This is a genomic window from Bacillus sp. FSL W8-0102 (assembly GCF_038007225.1).
GTDB lineage: Bacteria > Bacillota > Bacilli > Bacillales > DSM-4216 > Bacillus_O > Bacillus_O smithii.
The window spans coordinates 1896536-1915156 of record NZ_JBBOWT010000001.1; the positions used below are offsets into that span (position 1 = coordinate 1896536).

Annotated in this window: 14 protein-coding genes and 4 pseudogenes; 10 read left to right on the top strand and 8 right to left on the bottom strand. The window is 38.0% G+C overall.

The window, feature by feature from the left end; all coding sequences use genetic code 11:
- The first annotated feature begins 13 nt into the window (after positions 1 to 13).
- From cobA to N1I87_RS09095, 5 genes and pseudogenes are all read left to right on the top strand, one after another.
- The gene (gene cobA / locus N1I87_RS09075) at positions 14 to 787 is read left to right on the top strand and encodes a uroporphyrinogen-III C-methyltransferase (protein ID WP_048623357.1); all 774 of its coding nucleotides are present in this window, start codon (positions 14 to 16) and stop codon (positions 785 to 787) included.
- The gene (locus N1I87_RS09080) at positions 784 to 1545 is read left to right on the top strand and encodes a sirohydrochlorin chelatase (RefSeq protein ID WP_341101412.1); all 762 of its coding nucleotides are present in this window, start codon (positions 784 to 786) and stop codon (positions 1543 to 1545) included. Before cobA ends, N1I87_RS09080 begins: the two co-directional genes overlap by 4 nt.
- Entirely contained in the window at positions 1526 to 2149 is a 624-nt protein-coding gene (locus N1I87_RS09085) for an NAD(P)-binding protein (RefSeq protein WP_341101413.1), read from the top strand. The genes N1I87_RS09080 and N1I87_RS09085 overlap by 20 nt, the downstream gene beginning before the upstream one ends.
- A 33-nt stretch (positions 2150 to 2182) precedes the next feature.
- A complete protein-coding gene (locus tag N1I87_RS09090) occupies positions 2183 to 3094 on the top strand; it encodes a sulfite exporter TauE/SafE family protein (protein ID WP_341101414.1) in 912 nt (303 codons plus the stop codon).
- A gap of 229 nt (positions 3095 to 3323) precedes the next feature.
- Positions 3324 to 3449, top strand: a pseudogene (locus tag N1I87_RS09095) (alpha/beta hydrolase); the annotation flags it as partial.
- 218 nt (positions 3450 to 3667) lie between these two features.
- Here the strand turns inward: N1I87_RS09095 and N1I87_RS09100 are convergent.
- The gene (locus tag N1I87_RS09100; RefSeq protein ID WP_341101415.1) at positions 3668 to 4486 is read right to left on the bottom strand and encodes a serine/threonine-protein kinase; all 819 of its coding nucleotides are present in this window, start codon (positions 4484 to 4486) and stop codon (positions 3668 to 3670) included.
- Positions 4487 to 4513: 27 nt separating this feature from the next.
- Positions 4514 to 4690, bottom strand: a complete 177-nt coding sequence (locus N1I87_RS09105; protein ID WP_341101417.1) for a hypothetical protein — start codon at positions 4688 to 4690, stop codon at positions 4514 to 4516.
- 942 nt (positions 4691 to 5632) lie between these two features.
- On the opposite strand from N1I87_RS09105, the gene N1I87_RS09110 reads away from it, so the two are divergent.
- A complete protein-coding gene (locus tag N1I87_RS09110) occupies positions 5633 to 6550 on the top strand; it encodes a tyrosine-type recombinase/integrase (protein ID WP_341029467.1) in 918 nt (305 codons plus the stop codon).
- A 658-nt stretch (positions 6551 to 7208) separates the two neighbouring features.
- On the opposite strand, the gene N1I87_RS09115 is transcribed toward N1I87_RS09110, so the two are convergent.
- The gene (locus N1I87_RS09115) at positions 7209 to 8711 is read right to left on the bottom strand and encodes a tyrosine-type recombinase/integrase (RefSeq protein WP_341101418.1); all 1503 of its coding nucleotides are present in this window, start codon (positions 8709 to 8711) and stop codon (positions 7209 to 7211) included.
- A 237-nt stretch (positions 8712 to 8948) separates the two neighbouring features.
- Between N1I87_RS09115 and N1I87_RS09120 the strand changes: the two genes are divergently transcribed.
- Positions 8949 to 10118 (top strand): IS256 family transposase, encoded by a 1170-nt coding sequence (locus N1I87_RS09120; RefSeq protein ID WP_341100451.1) that lies wholly within the window; start codon positions 8949 to 8951, stop codon positions 10116 to 10118.
- Between the two features lie 947 nt (positions 10119 to 11065).
- Here the strand turns inward: N1I87_RS09120 and N1I87_RS09125 are convergent.
- Complete coding sequence (locus tag N1I87_RS09125) at positions 11066 to 11557, bottom strand: GNAT family N-acetyltransferase (protein WP_341029461.1); 492 nt, start codon at positions 11555 to 11557, stop codon at positions 11066 to 11068.
- A gap of 244 nt (positions 11558 to 11801) precedes the next feature.
- On the opposite strand from N1I87_RS09125, the gene N1I87_RS09130 reads away from it, so the two are divergent.
- A complete protein-coding gene (locus N1I87_RS09130; RefSeq protein WP_339195758.1) occupies positions 11802 to 13175 on the top strand; it encodes an IS1380-like element ISGsp2 family transposase in 1374 nt (457 codons plus the stop codon).
- Between the two features lie 763 nt (positions 13176 to 13938).
- Here N1I87_RS09130 and N1I87_RS09135 read toward each other — a convergent pair.
- Positions 13939 to 14191 (bottom strand): annotated as a pseudogene (locus N1I87_RS09135) (mercury(II) reductase); the annotation flags it as partial.
- Positions 14192 to 14319: 128 nt separating this feature from the next.
- On the opposite strand from N1I87_RS09135, the gene N1I87_RS09140 reads away from it, so the two are divergent.
- Both N1I87_RS09140 and N1I87_RS09145 read left to right on the top strand, forming a co-directional pair.
- A complete protein-coding gene (locus tag N1I87_RS09140; RefSeq protein ID WP_340397399.1) occupies positions 14320 to 15891 on the top strand; it encodes a multicopper oxidase family protein in 1572 nt (523 codons plus the stop codon).
- Between the two features lie 461 nt (positions 15892 to 16352).
- On the top strand, positions 16353 to 16982 hold the full coding sequence (locus tag N1I87_RS09145) for a class I SAM-dependent methyltransferase (RefSeq protein WP_341101420.1): 630 nt from the start codon (positions 16353 to 16355) through the stop codon (positions 16980 to 16982).
- 137 nt (positions 16983 to 17119) lie between these two features.
- Here the strand turns inward: N1I87_RS09145 and N1I87_RS18050 are convergent, their stop codons facing one another.
- The 3 genes and pseudogenes from N1I87_RS18050 to N1I87_RS09155 form a co-directional block, all read right to left on the bottom strand.
- Positions 17120 to 17347, bottom strand: coding sequence for a hypothetical protein (locus N1I87_RS18050; protein WP_429772848.1), 228 nt, complete (start codon positions 17345 to 17347; stop codon positions 17120 to 17122).
- Between the two features lie 346 nt (positions 17348 to 17693).
- Positions 17694 to 18089: pseudogene (locus tag N1I87_RS09150) on the bottom strand (PCYCGC motif-containing (lipo)protein); the annotation flags it as partial.
- Positions 18090 to 18164: 75 nt separating this feature from the next.
- Positions 18165 to 18308 (bottom strand): annotated as a pseudogene (locus N1I87_RS09155) (IS256 family transposase); the annotation flags it as partial.
- Positions 18309 to 18621 lie beyond the last annotated feature (313 nt).

Sequence of the window (18621 nt, forward strand, 5' to 3'; positions counted from 1 at the left end):
GGAGTTGAGAAAGTTGGGAAAAGTGTTCCTAGTGGGAGCCGGCCCAGGCGATCCAGAATTAATTACATTAAAAGGTTTAAAAGCCATTCAAGAGGCGGACGTGATTTTATACGACCGCCTTATAAATCCCGCATTGTTGGATTATGCCAAACAGGGAGCTACTCTGATTTTCTGCGGTAAATTGCCGAAACATCACCATCTCCAGCAAGAAACGATTAATCACATTCTAGTAAAACATGCAAAAGCAGGGAAAACAGTGACGCGGTTAAAAGGAGGCGATCCCTTTGTGTTTGGAAGAGGCGGGGAGGAAGCGGAATTTTTAGTAAAGAATGGCATTCCGTTTGAAGTAGTGCCTGGCATAACATCAGGAATCGCTGCCCCGGCTTATGCCGGAATTCCTGTCACCCATCGGGAGTATAGCGGCAGTTTTGCTTTTGTGGCTGGACATCGCAAAGAAGGAACCCATGAAGACTTGAAATGGGAAGCTCTGGCAAAAGGAATCGATACACTGGCCATATATATGGGAGTCAGCAATCTTCCGTACATTCAAGAACAATTGTTGAAATTCGGCAAACCGAAAGATACTCCAGTTGCTCTAGTTCATTGGGGAACTACCTCCCAGCAGCGGACTGTAACAGGTACATTGGAAACCATCGTTGATGTAGTTCGTCGAGAAAAGGTGGAAAATCCAAGCATGATCGTGATTGGGGAAGTGGTAAAGCTGCGGGAGAAGCTGAGTTGGTTTGAAAAAAGCGAGCCGTTCATTTTAATGGGGGAATCCGTATGAAAGCCGTCCTATATATTTGCCATGGAAGCCGGGTCAAAAAAGGATGCGAACAAGCGATTGAATTTGTTCAACAAGTTCAAAAAGAGATATCCATCCCAATTCAAGAAATTGCATTTCTTGAATTGGCCCGGCCTACGATCAAAGACGCTTTTTTACGCTGCATTGAAAAAGGGGCTGACGAAGTATATGTCATTCCCATTCTCCTCTTTGCGGCAGGACACGTGAAAACCGATATTCCTAAAATCTTGCTGCAGCTGCAAGTCTCTTATCCTTCTGTGACGATCCTGTATGGAGAACCGATTGGCGTACATAAAAGTGTGTCTGAAATATTAAAAAATAGAATCAAAGAAACAGGAGTTCCGATTAAGGACCATGCAGGAGTATTGCTTGTAGCACGCGGCAGCAAAGACAAGGATATGCAGCTTGATTTTAACGAACTTGCTCGTCGATTTAAACAAAAAACCGAGTATTTTTATGTGAAAACTTCTTATCTAACTGGAGCGTCTCCAAGCTTTGAAGAAGCTTTGGAAGAGATGGTCAATGATTCTCGACTTAAACAAATTTTTGTACTCCCATATTTGTTATTTACCGGACTTTTAATGAAAGGGATGGAAAAGAAAATTCGTGATCTTGATACAGAAAAGGATGTCATCTTATGCCGTTATTTAGGATATGATCCTTTGCTGAAAGAAGCTGTCCAAGATCGAGTGAAAAATGCGTTGAAAATGGGGGGAATCCATGTTTCCTATTATGGTTGATTTATCGGATAAAAAAATCGTTGTAGCGGGCGGCGGTCATGTCGCCTACCACAAGATTCAACATTTGCTAAAATATCACGTTCATGTTCATGTTGTAAGCCCTACTTTTCACCATAGGATCGTGGAGCTGGCAAATGAAAAAAAGGTGACGCTTATTCAAAAGTCGATTGAATATGAGGATTATAAAGACGCTTTTTTCGTCATTGCTGCTACCAATTCCAAAAGCGTAAATGATCAAATAGCCAATTCGGCCAAACCTCATCAGCTTGTGGTCAATACAACGGATCCCCAAAAAGGAAATTGCACGATCCCGGCATCATTCAATCGTGGAAAATTAGTCATCGGTGTATCAACAGGAGGAGCCAGTCCCACTTTGGCTAAACAGATTAAAAACCAAATAGCCGAGCAATATGATGAGCACTATGAATCTTACTTAGAATTTTTATTCGAAATCAGGCAAACAATCAAACAGCATATATCAGATCCGCAAGAAAAAAGAAAATGGCTGAAAAAAGCGGTAGACCCCATTTATCTATCTTCAACCAAAGAACAGCAACGGTTTAGAGAGCAACTGGAATCTGTATGGAATCACGATCTATTATGATTGGTTTGTTTGTGTTTGAATGGAGGAACAATAATGCAAAAATTAATCGTACTTGCATTAGTAGGTTTAGCGGCACAATTAGTAGACGGATCGCTTGGAATGGGTTATGGTTTAACATCCACTTCCTTGCTGTTATTGTATGGCATCGCTCCGGCTGCAGCCTCCGCTTCTGTTCATTTAGCAGAAGTGGTGACAACGGCAGCGTCCGGCATTTCTCATATACGTTTCGGAAACATCGACAAAGAAATCGTCTTGAAATTAATTATTCCTGGATCCATCGGGGCTTTCCTGGGAGCTACCGTATTGAGTAATCTTCCGGGAGACGTCTTAAAGCCGTACATCTCCATTTTTCTTCTACTTTTAGGGGTGTACATTATATTTCGCTTTATTTTCCGATCCAGTCAGAATGAAAAGGCTGAAGGAAAAAAAGTGTCCAAAAAACTGTTCGTTCCCTTAGGATTTATCGCCGGATTTTTCGATGCGACTGGCGGTGGGGGATGGGGCCCGATAGCAACCCCGACATTGTTATCCAAAAAGGATCTGGAACCGAGGAAAGTGATCGGTTCAGTGGATACAAGCGAATTCGCAGTATCACTTGCGTCAAGCATAGGATTTCTTCTTTCGCTAGGAGCAAATGAAATCAACTGGATCTGGACATTGGCCTTAATGATTGGAGGCCTGATTGCCGCACCGATCGCCGCATTTTTAATAAAAATCATTCCTTCCCATTTGCTAGGTGTCCTTGTTGGTGGAATGATCATTTATTCGAATTTGCAAACATTATTAAAATCAGGAAATTTATCTGATTCGTGGATTACTTTTGCTAATATCGCCGTTTTCCTTGTATGGGCTTTAAGCGTACTGTTTGTGATGAAAAAACATCGAAATTTAGCGGCCCAAAACAGCCGTTTCACTAAAAACCTTAAAAAGATTCATGTCGAATAGAAAACCTTAAAACTATCATACACGTCTGTTATCAGCAGGCGTGTTGTTCATTTTATTTGAAAAAATGATTGGTTAAGAATACAAAAATAGTATTCATCATCGCGAAAATGAAAAAAATCGGATGTTTTTTAAGCAATAGTAAAGGAACCAGGAGTTTAAGACGAAAAAAGCGAATAAATATTATGTCAATTGAAGCGATTTTTCAAAATGGAAGAAAGAAGGATGAGATATGGCCTATTGTAAAGTTCGGCAAGCTGAAATCTATTATGAAGATTTAGGGGAAGGTAAACCGATTATCATGATGCATGGTTATTCTCCTGACCATCTTTTAATGAGTGGTTGTATGGAACTAGTAAATGAATGGTTGGATAGAATTGAAGAGTCCTTTAACTAATAAATGAACGCGGAGGAGAAGATGGTATAGTTTTGTTCTTATACATAGGGTGATATAGTTCTAATATGATAAGAGCGTGTTATGATAAAGACGGTTTAAACACGCTCTTTTCTTTCATTCTATTAACATGGTCATAACATGAATTGGGACAAACAATCGTAACCACAATCAGCTACACGTTATCCATTTTGAGCAACGATTATGGGTTTTATTTCTCGCTGATTTGGACTTGAAAACAGGATGTTTTGGACATCTTCTATCACTTGTTCCACAGAATCATAAGGAGGGCTGATATGAAGCATTTTTCGAATGACCTCTTTAGTTTTTCTAGGCAACTTCAATTCTTCTTCCCAGCTCTTTTCCCTGATGGAAACAGGCTTATAGGTTGAATACAGCAAAAAAAGAACAAAATGGCCAAGTGCCATTAGATCTTCTTGAAACGAGAAGGAACATCGTGCGACATGTTTGAAATTTTTCTCATTGAAATCATCACGATCTCCTATTCGACGTGCTAAACCAAAATCAATAATCAACAGCTGATCGTTGTTCATCAGGATATTGGGGATCCGCAAATCGCGGTGTATAATCCCTTGGCAATGCAAAAAATGAACAAGTTTTAACACTTCTAATAAGATCAGCAAAGAATCGTCATGATCAAATTCCTTTTTTTGTTGAAAAATAAGTTCTTCAAATGAGTATCCGTCCAATTTTTCCATCACTATAAATTTTCCGGTCTGATCTTGAAAAGAATCGATGTAGGAAGGAAAAGCCGGATGGGAAAGAGACTTCAATATGGCAGCTTCATTTTCAAAAGCGAGACAATCCTTTTGGGATTTTGCTCTTCGCTTCCTTAATTGTTTGACAACCACTTTTTGGCCAAGTGAGTTGTCAAGAGCTTCATATACTAGCCCATACCCTCCTTTTCCTAACAATCGAACGATTTCATAACGATTGTTGAGAACGGTTCCGACATTTAAGGGCCTTTCGAATAAGTCCATCCACTTCTTCATACGCATCCGACTTTATTAGCTGCTATGGGAACGGAAGAAAAATCCGCTCGATTTCCATTTTTTCTTATAGTAATGGTGACCGTAGTGGGAAGAGTGTCTTCTTTCCCATTTCCTGCTGTCGTCGCTGCTATAAAGGGAATGGTGACGGTAAGCAGAGGAGTCTAAAATTCTTTTTAAAAATTTTTTTAGCATCCAATCGCCTCCTTACTTTCTTTACGAACGAAAGGCCAAATGGTTTCAAAAAAGGATATGAAAATTGTCTTTTATTTAATAATACGAACGCATTGTAACACTGACAAGATGGAAGGTCGAAGCAAAAAGAAAGAAGGATAGTTAGGCAACTGTTTTGAAGCAGTCAAATTGAAATTTAAGCGTTTCATGCTGTGCGAAAGTAGAAGGGGATCATTCCAGTGAATATCTCCGCATGATCTCAAATATCCATCTTATTTAGCTAATACCAAATGGTGTGTCCCCAGCAACAGCAGCATCAGAACGACTTTTAGGTGGAAAATAGGGAGGAGGATAAATGAAAAATTAAATTAATGAATTATAAATTGTAGAAATAGCGTTTTCACTGAAATAATTTCTTACAATTCTTTCATTCCAAATGGTAAATATAGGTTATAAAACAGAATGACGGATGCGAAAATAGGTCGGTTTAATTTGTGAGATGTTTAAGCCAAAAAGCAACATTATAAAATTATTATCATAATCGATCGATGCAGAATGAAAACATTACACGATGAATGACTTTACAGGATCATATAGAATTCATTTCGATCAGACGTTCAAAATGAATACCGAAAGATTTATAATTGGTTGAAATGAAAATTAAGATCAGCGTTTCAAAATTTTTATTTTGTCTCAATGTAACAAGTATACTTATATTATGAGACAGTTTACCCTTAACTTCCTATAATATATATTATGTAAACTAAATTATTTTTTCGTAATGTTAGGGGTTCTTCCCTTCAAGTTCCTATAAGATCAATTATTAGGCACTTCCTCTTCTAAGTTCCTCATAATTTTTCGCCAGTTTTTTGTTAAACGAATTATCTATTTTTTAGACGATAATCATCATCTTTTGAACTTGTTATCAATAATCGTTTATTATCACTGGAGGTGTTATTTTAGATGTTGCTGCAAGAAGCTATTGATGAATTTTTACTGTATCTAGAAATCGAAAAAAACTATTCGAAAAACACTGTTGCTGGTTATTCTTTTGATCTTAGGACATTTGAAGATTTTTTGTTAAAGCATCATCGTTCCCTTGAATTGAATGACATTCATAAGACTCTCGTGCGACGTTTTATCCAAGAACAAATTACAAAAGAAAATATGAAACCTAGAACGATTCACCGAAAAATCTCTTGTTTAAAATCGTTTACGAAGTACTGTACACGCGAAAACCTGTTGATGAATGATTTCATGGTTGGTATCGAAACCCCGAAGATTGATAATAAACTACCTGTATATATGACCTTGCAGGAGTTGCAAAAACTCTTTCGATATCTTGAAAATGATACAGGTCGGTTTGCCATTAGGAACCATTTGATGTTTAAATTACTTGCAACGACTGGTATGCGCAGATCTGAATTAGTTGACATAACATGGGAGCAGCTTGACCTATTTAACAACACTATTCGTATCCATGGTAAAGGCAAAAAAGAACGCCTACTCCCTCTTCACCCGATGATAGTCCCTCTTATTGTGGACTATAAGAATAGCTTACCTGAGTACCTGTTACATCCTTCACAACCTGTATTTATTAATAAGAATGGCGACCAGTTGAACCCACGAGGTCTACATAAAATATTTAAAGAAACTTTGGAAAAAGCTGGCTTGCCTCCTAAACGGTATTCTCTGCATCATTTGCGTCATACTTTTGCTACATTACTGATTCAAGAAAATAAAGAAAATGTCGATCTACGTATCGTTCAGGAGCTGCTTGGCCATGAAAGTTTAGTCACAACCCAAGTCTATACGCATGTAGATTTTGAACAGAAAAAGAAAGCAATCGACTCCTTTAATATTTTTGAAGCCCCTTCATAACCAAATAACTACCCAGATTGGGTAGTTATTTGGTTATCTATGTGCGCCCGGCATGTACATGAACTATAGGGTGTAAGTCCCGAACCCCGAAGACAGAAGTAGAGGTTAGCCAAGAGCAAGGGTGTCCGTGGTGACGCGGAATCTGAAGGAAGCTGGAGGCAAAACACCGGTCCGAGGAACACGAACCTCATATAAGGCTAGGTATGATTGAGTGAGTTTGCATAACAAAACAAAGCTCTTTCTGTCGAAGGTCATATCGAGTAAATGAGGCGGATAGATGGTGTGAAAGTGCATGTACTTACCCGGGGAGGTCTGGCGGATATGTGAAGTACTCTTCATAACCTACTTAGTGATAAGTAGCTGAACCGTCAGAAGTCAGCAGAGGTCATAGTATTAGTTGGTCTAGAACAACTAAGAAGGACCGAACAATTAAGAGAGAATAGCCCTTGGTATTCAGTGAGTCATGATGAACACAGAAAACGTAGTACCTCACTTGAGGGAGGAAGCGGTGAATCCCGTGGGAGACCTCTTGGAGGGTGGAGTGACCACTGGCATAAAGAGAACAGCTATTCACGGAAGTTATAAAGACTTGCGTCAATGATCTTAATTGAACCGCCGTATACGGAACCGTACGTACGGTGGTGTGAGAGGACGGGAGTTAATCGCTCCCTCCTACTCGATTTTCATTCTGTAACCAGTGTGTGAAAAATATTGGTTGCTGCAATGAACCGTTGTATCCTCCTCCGCTATACGGCATTGAACTTCCCTGCGGTATTTGGTTATATATTCCATTAAATGGTATGTGATTGTTTAATGGCACATATCCATGCTGCGGCATGACTTGGAATTGATTATTCAATTCAGGAGCTTTGAAAGTAATACCATCTTCAAATTGAGTTTGACTTCTTTTATTAATCTCGTGCCGTAATTGGGACAGCGAGAAAAAAATAATTTCCGCTGTAAAGTTATTTACATAATTAGGGTATTTCTTTTGTTTATCAAAAGCATTTGGAAACTCTTGAAAAACCAAATCCAAATCTACTTTAATATTATGATTTGTCTCAAGATACATTGTAGTTTCAAATAATGACTCTAATAGAGTTTGCGCAGCTCTAATTTCCTTGATATATTTCGCGTCGCTAAGAATGTAATGTCTAAGATTGCGCAGTTCAAAATTTGAATGCCCCAATAAGAATCTAATACTATCTTCTGATACACCGATTTCATGAAACAAAGTCGCAATAGTATATCTAAATCCGTGAGGAGTAAAGAATTTCTCTGTCTTAGTAATGATTTTTTTACCTTTTTTTTGATTCTTTTTCTTTTTGCTTCTGTTGTCAATGATCGGTGGATTCTCATATTCTACTTTAATCCACCCAAGGTGTTCACACACTTTATCAGTTATATAATTCATCTGTTTATTCTCAAGTGGCTTACCTTTTAATCCATATAATAACGGGTCTTCTGGTCTCTTATTTTGTATAAAATTCTTTAAAATAGTCATTAGTTTAGGTGGCAATGGCAAGAAAAAATTTTTGTTTTTTCTATTTAAACTATTATATTCATTGTTATCTATATATTTTTTAAGTTTTTTTTCACTTTTGACATGATCTTCTTTTGGGTCAAATTTATAAATTAACCCATTATATTCTTCAGAAATTGACTGTACTTTTAATTTTTTTAATGAGGTAGAGCGTAGACCAGTAAAAATATCTAAAAGTATGGGAATTAGAACAGCTACTCCTTCTGAATCTAATTCATGTGCAGCTTTATAAACTTCATACAATTCTACTATACTCAATGCTCTTGAATGGTGATTAATTTCATTAGAATCTTCAACATTTAATGCTAAGAAAGGATTTCTGTTTATAATACCTAGTTTGTTTAGATGCGAAAAAAGCGAAGCCATTGTTGCTAGTTTTTGTTTAATTGTTTTAGGGCTATAATTATCTTTTCGCATTTCGTTTTCCCATGTTAATGCATAATCATAGTCAAGATTCTCTAGTATGGGTTCTATCCCTTTTGCAATCATATCTTCCTGAACGTCGTTTATAGTATTGCTATAACTGCGTCGCGTATTTTTAGACCAGTTTTTTTTACTCTCAAAGTCAATATAAGCTTCAATGAGTGTACTTTTTGCCGTAATTCTCGTTTTTTCCATATACTTCATCCTCCAATACATAATAAAAACCCCAAACCATTACCATCACTAAACGTGCATAAAGCACGAAAAGTAATGCTAAATGATTTGGGGTTTTCCCTTGTTGGTTTATATTCATTTTTCAGATTTTTTGATGATGTATAAAATTTTGTGTAAAGCATTTTACTAGATCAAAAGAAAAAAGGTAGGGTATTCTCTGATTGGACCAAAAATCTTAGAGAAAGGAGTACCCTACCTATGTCTAAAAGAAGTATACCGAATGTCGACTGGGCAAATCAACTGGAAAGTGTCATTCGTCAGTTTGTAAAGGAAAAATTAGAACTGATCATGCGGGAAGAAATCAAGAATTTCCTCGAAATAGAGCAGGCCGGAACATCGAATATGAGAAACGGCTACTATCAACGAAATCTAGATACGCAATATGGCCGGATTGAAGGTCTTTTGGTCCCTAGAGACCGAAACGGAGAATTTCAAACCCAATTGTTCGCTCCTTACCAACGCCATACGGGCTGGCTCGAGGAAGCCATCATCAAGATGTATCAAAGTGGTATGAGTACGCGTGAAATTGGCAAGTTTATTGAACGAATTTTAGGCAAGGCCTATTCTCCTTCAACGATCAGTCGTATGACCGATATCGTGAAAGAAGACATTGAGAAATGGCACAAACGTCCCCTGCACAAACGTTATTCTGTCTTATATTTAGACGGCTTGTATGTAAAACTTCGTCGCGATACCGTGGAGAAAGAAGTGGTTTATGTGGTGTTAGGGGTGAACGAAGAAGGATATCGCGAAATTCTTGATTTCTTTGTGGGAGGACAAGAAAGCGCCTATGTATGGCAGGAAATTCTTCAACACCTCTACCAAAGAGGCGTCAAGGAAGTGCTTCTTGGCGTCTTCGATGGCCTTCCGGGGCTGGAGGAAGCCTTTAAGGCGGTGTATCCGAAAGCCGATGTGCAGCGCTGTGTCGTGCACAAAGTCCGCAACACCCTAAATCGTGTTCGGAAAAAAGATCAATTTGAAGTGGCAGAGGATCTCAAACTGATTTATCGCGCACCGAATAAGGAGATGGCGTTACAGATGTTTCAACAGTTTGAGTCGAAATGGTCGAACAAGTATCCGAGAGAAGTTCAATCTTGGGCCAATGAGTTGGATGTCCTCCTTACATTTATGGATTATCCAAGCAGTATTCGAAGTGTGATTTACACGACCAATGCCATTGAACGAACGATCAAAGAGATTCGGAAACGTCTAAAGCCGATGAACAGTTTGAGTAGTTTAGAAGCCGCTGAAAAAATCGTGTATTTGACGATTCAAGATTTTAACGAGAAATGGGCAGGAAGAAAGTTACGAGGATTTGCCGAAGCGCATGAAGCTCTTCAACGAATGTTTGAAGAACGTTATTGTTAACCAAATATTGTAAATAAACAAAATAAGGGGATTCTCCCTTTCCACGCAAGAGACTGAATATTCAGTCTCTTGTGTGGAGAAAATCAGTCCCCTATCAATTCAAATCCATTTCAGAGAAACCCTACCCCATTTACATTACACAAAATTCTTGACGGTACCGATTTTTTGATATGCTATTATCTTAACAAATTAATATTGATTGTCAATATTTTTTATTTTGATTTTTAACTAATTTTTTTAATTATTTATTTCTGGAAAGACAAAAAATCAAATGAATTAAATGAGTTTAGTGATCGCCATTTGCTTTGACTGTTATTGTTACTACTTTTTAGTTAAGTTCATACTTCTTGTTCAAAAGTTGTTTTTGATTACTTTTAGGGGTTTTATTAATTGTTCTAAACTGTTAAATATTAAGTATACATCTTCTCTTGCTTCTTCTAATAGATCTGTCAATATGTTAGAAGCATCATTCATCGCTTTTTCCTGATATTCGCTGAGATACTCATCATACGCTTCCAACCTGTACTCATCACTCCCAATGAACTACATCCAAATTTTCAATTAATGTTTTTATCTGTTCAAGTTCCAATAAATCGTATTCTAACTTATAAAAATCGTTAACTGAAAACTTGGTCTCATCATCATTAAAAATCCATTGATCGATTTTTTCATGATAAATGAACATTGAATCTTTAATATGAATCTGTAAAATTTATTTTAGTGATCACCAGCGCCCCCGCCTTCGAAAAAGTCAATATAATAATGATAACAAATTGAGTAGACGCATCGTTTTGTGTAAATCAAGAGCGGAAGCCGAGATAAATATTGACTGATGAATTACCTAATTAAGTTTACACTAAATCTAATCCGGATTGATCCTAAATTTTGGACACATATTATCTTATTTTAGGTTATTCTTAAAATTACTCGTTATCTAAAAGGCATTATCATTCTATACCTACAATTTGACTACGACGTTCAAGCATTACAACATCACGCCATACTCCATTTAATTTTCCTATACGCTGTCTTATACCAACTTCACGAAATCCAACACTTTGATGTAAACGTAAACTTGGTATGTTTTCAGGGAAAATCCCTGCAGTTAATGTCCAAAATCCTTTTTCCTCTGATTCTTTGATAATGGCTTGTAGAAGTTGTTTTCCCACTCCCTTACCTCGACTCACATCTCGAACATACACACTCACCTCTCCCACTCCTTCATACACACAGCGACTCGATACTTTACTTATTTTACACCAACCTTGAATGCCCTCTTCGTTTTCAGCGACTAAACATAAATTTGCGGCAATGGTCGATTCCCATTTTTCGAACGATGGTACTGTCGTTTCAAACGTTGCTTGTCCTGTCGCAATTCCTTGCTCGTAAATTTCCTTCACTTGCATCCAATCCTCTTTGCGAAAACTACGAATGTTCATATTAGAATTCCCCTCCCTATTTTCATAAGAAAAGGCACTAGAAATCGCCCTAATGCCTTTTCCATGTACCATTAGCAACACTCACGATGAGATGTAGATGAGCAACATTCACGATCCATAGTGACTTTTTCTGGAACATTTTGGTTTTCCTGAATCCGTGACAAAACATCTTTACAATGGTCGCAAACCGTTGATACGATAAGGGAAAACGACGTTGACGATTTTTCATCAAGTAGGTGATGTGATGAAAGATTTCCCGATTCGGTTTGTATTGACAGATGAAGCGATTACCCCAAGTGCTGGGCTTGCTCTCGTTGGCTACTTACTCCATCGAACGAAACTGGATAAACGGGTAAACGCACTTCGGCTTCCAACGGTTCGTCGAGAAGTGCACATTTCCCATAGCGATGTCATTCGCTCGATGATTGGCTTGCTTGCCACAGGAAAAACGGATTTCGATCATATCGAAGCGTATCGTCAGGACGATATCTTTTCGGCATCGATGGGGATTCAGCACGTGCCTTCCTCTCCAACCTTGCGACAACGACTCGATCAGCTCGCTTGTCTTCCGATGACCGAAACGATTCTTTGGGAGGAGTCCATACGTCTGTTGATTCAACGACATGCCACTTTGTCCCCTTGTTGGACCAAAGGAAAGACGACATGGCTTCCCCTTGATATAGATGGTTCCCCATTTGACAACTCCGATACGAAAAAAGAAGGAGTCAGTCGAACGTATAAAGGATTTGACGGTTTTACACCGTTGTTTGCGTATGCAGGGAAGGAAGGGTATCTCGTTCATGCCGAGTTGCGTCCAGGGAAACAACATGTGCAAGACAACATGCCCTCGTTTTTAGTCACCGCTATCCGTCGAGCTCGTCAACTGACTTCATCTCGTCTGCTTGTTCGCATGGATGCAGGAAACGATGCAGAAGCGAATGTGCACGTATGCCTAAAGGAAGACGTGGACTTTGTCATCAAGCGAAACTTACGCCGAGAATCGAAAGCGCTTTGGTTCCAGATCGCTTCGCAAAAGGGCAAACGTGTCGATGATGGACAAAGCGAAGGAGTACAAACCTATGAGCTATGCCTTCCACAGAAGGCAGCGATCGATGGAAACACGTATACGTACGTTCAAGTCACCCAAGTGACGGAACGGACGATGGAACGCAATGGACAGCTGATGCTCGTTCCTGATTATGAAGTGGAAAGCTATTGGGTGCGGCTCAAAGGATACGAGCATGTTCGAATGAGCGATGTGCTCGCGTTGTATCATGACCATGCGACATGCGAACAGTTTCATAGCGAACTGAAGAGCGACTTAGATTTAGAGCGGCTTCCATCTGGGAAGATGAAAACGAATGCGCTCGTGTTGGTCATGGGAGCCTTCGTTTACAATCTTCTTCGTCTGATTGGACAAGATCTATTAAGCGATCCGAGACATCCGTTGCACCACAAAGTGAAACGCCGCCGCATCAAGACGATTATTCAGACGGTGATCACGATGGCAGGGCGACTCGTCCGTCGATCACGACAGATCTGGATGAAACTGACGCGAAGGAGTGGCTATAGCGAGCCCCTACTGAACGTCTATCAGAAATGGAGAGAGGTAAGATAACGAACGAATGTTCGGGCACTAATGTCCAACGTCACTCCCTGTGCTTTTTTGTCTATTTTTTTGGTTCGTATACCTAAAAAAGAGATTTGTTCCATTTTCGGAAATAGAGATGACATAGGTCATAAGCATAAAAAGGGTTTTATGGATTATCAATCCATCAAAATTACAACAAAATCAAAGTCGATTTCAATTCATCACGGATTCAGGGTTTTCTTTTACTTCCACAATTTGAATATCGCAGCAACCTTGCTTTTTTGGGAATTGCCAAATATCATTTTCAAGATGTTCATGCGGAATGCTCCTTTAATAATTCTTAATTACCTATATTTTATATATAAATACCCATGAAATAAATATTAAAGTTATTAAAATTAAGAGGCCATAAAATGAGTGTTGCAACTAGAAGTTAAGTTGTTCCGAATTAATTAGTCTGGGTGTATAACTCTCAAGTGATTTTAGTTATTGCATTTGTTAAATTTTATCTATATACTTTATTTGTAAGTATGTCATACGGTCTTGCCATCCACTTTGTATTTTTTATAAGTGGGTGGCCTTTTTAGGTTGAAAGAAAAATTTCCAACATTAAGGTGACTCCCTTATTTTCCGTTTCTCCAATAATGTCCTATTGTTCACATTAATTCCATAGCGAAAGTTTTATATTCGGTATTTATCCTATGAATTAATTTGTGAGAGTAAAGATAACTTATCCAATCAAGTTCACCTCCTAAAAGAGACCTTTTCCTCTATACATTTATAGGCATTCTTTAAATACACCAGTAGTTTTGCAATTAACAAGAGCTCTTGGAACTACATTAAGTGGTAAAATGGAAATTCTCACTTTGTATCTTCTTTCTTTTAGCCTGTTCTTCTGTTAGCCCAATCGTAGCAATCGATTGATTCGTAAATGTAACGACTGGAACAGTATCAAGATTTACTTTTCTCTACAAGCCTCCGATTACATTGTCGGCAGCAATTCCACCTTGGTATGCAGCAACTTAAACAAATCTTGGTCCCAATCGTCCATTAACCTCGACATTCTTCGTACAAAATTAATCATATAATTCTGTTCTCCATAAATTCTGCACATTTATTTTCTATGATGATATTAGTATGATTTAAACCGCAAATTTAAGGGGGGAAAGACATGAAGAAATTACTGCTAGGAACCTTATTGGCGGGAGTTATCGCTGTTGGTGCCGCCTGCTCAAATAATAATGTTTCGCACAATTCCATGCAAGGACACGATATGTCGAACATGAATATGAAAGAGGAAAACACCGCCAAGGACTCCAGTAAACAACTTCCTTTGGCAACAAATACAGAAGTATTAACCGGTAAAGAGATTAATCTTACTGCTAAGGAAGCATTATTACAAATCAATGATAAAGTAAAACTTCCGGTCTACACGTATAATGGATCTGTTCCCGGAGCGCAAATCCGTATTAAGCAGGGAGACAGAGTTAAAATCAATTTCAAAAATGAATTACCGGAACCGACTACGATTCATTGGCACGGCTACCCTGTCCCGAATAGTCAAGATGGAGTTCCGGGGGTCACAATGAATGCAGTCAAACCGGGTGAAACCTATACGTATGAATTTACTGCAACCGTACCGGGAACGTATTGGTATCATTCCCATCAAGAAAGCGCGAAACAAGTGGACAAGGGGCTATACGGTACTTTAATCGTAGAGCCTAAGAATGAGGAAAAAGTAGATCGAGATTATACGCTTGTGTTAGATGAATGGATGAGCAACCCGAATGCAGAAAGCAATATGAATATGAGCGGTATGGATCATAGTAATATGGGAAATGGTCAAATGGATATGAGCAGTATGGGCCATGATATGAGTATGTATGATATTTTCACAATTAATGGGAAAAGTGGTTCCGCTGTTAAACCTTTAAAAGTAAAGAAAGGTGAAAAAGTACGACTTCGCCTTGTGAACGCAGGGTACATGTCTCATAAACTTCATCTGCATGGTCACAAGTTTAAAATCGTTGCTGCAGATGGGCAGCCGATAAAAGATCCGCAGCCAATCAAAGATGAACTTTTGAATATTGCTCCGGGTGAACGTTATGATATTGAATTTACAGCGAATAATCCAGGAGAATGGTTATTAGAATGTCATGGCGATATGAAAGGTACCGATGGCATGAAAGTGAAAATTCAATACGAAGGTGCAACAAACAATACGGACAAATCAAATGCAAAAGAGGACCTTCCTACCGTTGATATGACAAATTACGGAAAACATGAATTAGGTTCATTTACGTTAGATCAGAAATATGATGTAGAGTATACGATGAATTTAGGAACCACCATGGGCAAAGATGGCATGGTCTACACAATTAATGGTAAAACGTATCCTGAAACAGCACCTATCAAGGTGAAAAAAGGAGATCTCGTAAAAGTAAAATTAGTGAACAATTCACCAACAGATTTACATCCAATGCATTTACACGGACACTTCTTCCAAGTGTTAAGTAAAAATGGTAAGCCAATTACAGGCTCCCCATTGATTAAGGATACGTTGAATTTAAAACCGGGTGAAGAATATGTTGTCGCATTCAGAGCAAATAATCCGGGAAATTGGATGTTCCATTGCCATGATTTACACCATGCCTCAGCTGGAATGATCACAGAAGTAAAATATAAAGATTACAAATCTGACTATAAACCAAACCCGAATGATACTACAAATAAACCTGAATAACGAAAAAAATCTCCTCCAAATAAAACTTGGAGGGGATTTCAACTTGTTGACAAAGTCGACAAGCACGGCTACATCCGTACCGGTGTCAATTGCCATTTCCGATATCTGCTTGCATAAGTAGCTGAGGTATAATTAATTCCCCTCCACCGTACTTTTTCCTTCTGCTTGTGGATTTCAAGATTGTACTAAATAACAAAAGCCATACCGTTTTAAAGTATTGCCATCCGATACTTCAATAAGAGGGGGTACCAGAGAAACGTGGATTTACATTACTAACGAATTTTTCTAAAAAACAGATTCTAGTTCAATAAGGAATTCCGGCTTTCGTATATCAGTGGGAGACTCCATTTTTATTTATCGATTCCCGTAGTGTAATAACAAATTATAAAAAAAGAAACAATTCGTTTATTTACTGTATTAAAAGGTGGTAATAAGTATAAGGATCAGGAGGTATTTGGTTCATGGCGAAAACGCAATTGATACAAAAATTCAATAAACAGGCTGCCAAATATGCAAAAAAACGTAAAAAACAAGAACAAAATAAATGGAGAAAGCAAATTGTCGAGTCAGTTAAAGGAAAAACTCTAGAGGTGGCTGTTGGAGCTGGAATGAATTTCACCTTCTATCCTAAAGACATTGAGTACATAGGTGTAGATTTCAGCCCCCAAATGATTGAACAAGCTAAAGAAGCAGCAAAAGAATATGGGATTAATGCTAAATTTATCATATCTGATGTGGAAAATCTTAACTTCCCTGAGAATTCCTTTGATACAATTGTATCATCGGGTTCTTTATGTAGTTATGAAGATCCAGTCCATGTTCTAAACCTTTTTAATCAATGGTGTAAGGAAGATGGCCAAGTATTACTGGAGCATGGATTATTTTCCGTCCCTGCACTGGCTTGGATTCAAAAGAAACTTGATAATTTTGCCGTTAAAGCTATTGGATGCCATCAAAATCGGGATATCTTAGATATAGTCAAACAATCCAATTTGACAATTAACAAGCATGAACGTGCATTCTTAGGATATCTCTATTTAATCTGGGCAAATCCACAAAAGATACAAAAGTACAATATTTATAGGCGCTAATTAGTGTCTTTTTTATTTATCTAACCCCGTTATGTATGTATACTCCATTATCTTTTGTTTGATATTATTTCGCCTAATTTTTCCTGATTCTAATTACTATAAAAAATTTTTCTTATAAATTGTTGCTTTATCTGTCATCATATTAGAGATACAAGTTGCATTGTTATGCCCGTAACTAAAGCGACAACCAACGCAAAACAATTTCTTACTTCAAAGTCTTCGCAATACCATCTATGTATGCATCTACTCTTAGGGTAAATTCGGTATTCTCCAAATCCTTTAAACTGGCGTTCTGCCCTTCGAACGTCCCCAAATTGATGTATGGGTAATGCTAGAAAACGATACTGCAACAAATTTTTAGTCATTATCGCTGAAATAGCCACTGCACCTAGAGCTGCAGCTACAAATCCAGTTCACCAAATGTATTAAATATCCGTTGAGGTAGCTAAGGTACGTGTGGTCGTATGTACTTGAATTGCGCTAGAGTATGCCATGCTTTTGCAATGCAACATGGCGGAGGAATTTGAGTCTCAATTGTGAAGCACCGAAACTAAATACCCCCCTTATCAAACAACATTGATGAATCTTTCTATAACCGTTTATTAAAATGTAACTATTCGTCATCATAACAAAATTTTTAATGAAATTATGAAGAGGAAATAAGAAAATAGGCAAAATGAAAACCTCACCTTTCAGAAAAGCGAGGTTTGTTTATAATAAAGGCATTGGAGTTTTAGTTGGTTTTGCGTAACCTTCTTTGTACTTTTCATCAATGTAATGGCGAATTTCCTTTATAGATTTACCTTCTTGTTTCATTTTAATGGATTTCGCTGCGATTTTGTAAGCACACGTCGCAACGAGTAGCGTGGTCATCCCAGACGACAGAACCATCTTTATTGATTTTTTTGACAAAGCAATTCATGTTACTCTTATGTCCAGCACTCTCACCACAACCACAATAACAAGGAATCTATTGTAACAACTTAGTTGATATGCCAGCAGCTTGATACACCATGCGTATTTCTTTCTGTTGACCTTTTAAAAAGGTTGCAAAACATCAGCAGAAGCAGTTTTTTCTATCAAATTTCCATTGGAAGAATGCTCTTGACCTAGTCACCTCTTAATAACATTAGACATGACTAAATATATCATAAAAAGTTGACATATTTAGTTTCATGGCACATTGGTCGTGTTCATCAAAATTCGGATACTGCTTGAATAATTCATATATGTAAGGAGAACATCCAACTCATTTGCCCAAGATTGGACTTCTCTCGGGTACTTGTCGGATCATTTCGTCTCAAACTGTCGAATCATCTGAAAAGCGAATCCTTAGACGGCGCAAAAATAATGAAAGTTTTCTTCACTATTCAACTATCAATAATAAATATAGATAAGTAAGAAAGTATTGTCGTATTTGCCGGATCAAAGGTCACTACACATGACGAAACAAAAGAAATGATTTTCCTTATTATTTTTCCTACCTTATACATCCCATTTATATCCTACCCCCCAAACGGTTTGCAGAAATCCCTTTGTAGTGCGAATCCTTTCCCCCTAATATGTCAATGATTTTTTTACTAGCCAAATGGAACAGGTATAAGCAACTTATCTGATCTAGCTCACTTCAAAACCTATT